This window comes from Streptomyces phytophilus (assembly GCF_013870535.1).
GTDB classification, from domain to species: domain Bacteria; phylum Actinomycetota; class Actinomycetes; order Streptomycetales; family Streptomycetaceae; genus Streptomyces; species Streptomyces phytophilus.
In genome coordinates this window covers 1-1,338 of sequence record NZ_JACBXC010001493.1, presented here as the reverse complement: position 1 = coordinate 1,338, position 1,338 = coordinate 1, and the positions used below count along the sequence as shown (strand labels likewise).

Below are 1,338 nucleotides of genomic sequence, written 5' to 3'. Positions count from 1 at the left end.
GCGGTCGTTCCAGTCGGTGACGCCGGTCAGCCGCTCCGCGGCGATGACCAGGGCGCGGCTCGCGGCGCCGGCGCGGATGGTGTGGTCCGCCTGCGCGAGGGCGTGGGAGAAGCCGGAGCAGGCGACGTTGACGTCGATGGCGGCGGGCGCGGGGATGCCGAGCCGCTCGGCGACCCGGGCAGCCATGTTCGGCACGCGGTTCTCCGCGGTGCAGGTGGCGACCATGACGAGGTCGACGTCCTCGGTCTTGGTGCCGGCGCCGGCCAGCGCCTTGGCGGCGGCGTGCGCGGCCATCATGTCCACGGTCTCGTCGTCGCCCGCGACGTGCCGGGTGCGGATGCCGACCCGGCTGCGGATCCACTCGTCGCTGGTGTCGACGAACTCCGCCAGGTCGTCGTTCGTCAGCACCTTCCCCGGCTGGTAGTGGCCGAGGGCGAGGATCCGCGATCCGGTCATGGGGCAACGCCTCCGCACGTGTGACTGGTCGTACGCTCCCCTTCGAGTCTGCCGGGTACGCCGCGGGTTGGGCAGTGGAGATCCATCAAAGCGGCGGCGCAGGTCTTTGGTGGGGTGTGCCATTGCCGCGCCGCCGCCTCGTGGTCGCGCCGGTCGCTACGTGAGGGACTGCGGGTAGTCGGTGATGATGCCGTCGACGCCGAGGCCGGCCATCTTGCGCATCGCGCCGGGCTCGTCGACGGTCCAGACGTTGATGTCCATGCCCAGCTCGTGGACGCGGTCGACCAGGGCCTGGTCGGTGACGGTGTACTGCGGGTTGACCTGGTCGGCCCACTCGCTCAGCGCGAGCAGCTCGTCCTCGGTGGGCCGGTCGGCGTCGAGGAAGCCGATCGGCACCTCGGGCATGAGGTTCTTGAAGCCCTGCGCGTCGTCCAGTTCGAAGGACTGCACGGCCAGTCGGCCGTCCGCGAGCGCGCGCTCGACGTAGCGCGGCCGCTCCTGGAGCAGTCCGGCGAGGTCGGCGGGCAGGCTCGCGTCGTAGTGGCCGCACGGGCTGATCTCGGCGAGCAGGCCCGACTTCCGGTCGACGAGGTCGATGACCCGGTCGACGGTGATGATCGGCTCGCCGGCGTACTTCGCCGAGAACCAGGAGCCGGCGTCCAGGCCGCGCAGCTCGGCCCAGGTGAAGTCGGAGACGCGGTAGCTCGGCCGGCCCGGGTAGACCTCCTCGATGTCGGTGGTCCGCTCCATCGTGCAGTCGTGGAAGTTGACGAGCTTGCCGTCCTTGGTGCGCTGTACGTCGATCTCGACGAAGTCGGCGTCCTGGCGGACCGCCAGGACGCCGACTTCGTCGAGATCGACGTACAGCGCACCAAGGACGGC

At 70.8% G+C, this 1,338-nt stretch carries 2 protein-coding genes; both read right to left on the bottom strand.

The window, feature by feature from the left end; genetic code table 11:
* On the bottom strand, window positions 1-456 hold a 456-nt coding region (locus H5J30_RS33660; RefSeq protein WP_508471226.1), incomplete at its 3' end, for a thiolase family protein.
* 156 nt (window positions 457-612) lie between these two features.
* On the bottom strand, window positions 613-1,338 hold a 726-nt coding region (locus tag H5J30_RS33655), incomplete at its 5' end, for a glycerophosphodiester phosphodiesterase (RefSeq protein ID WP_181791560.1).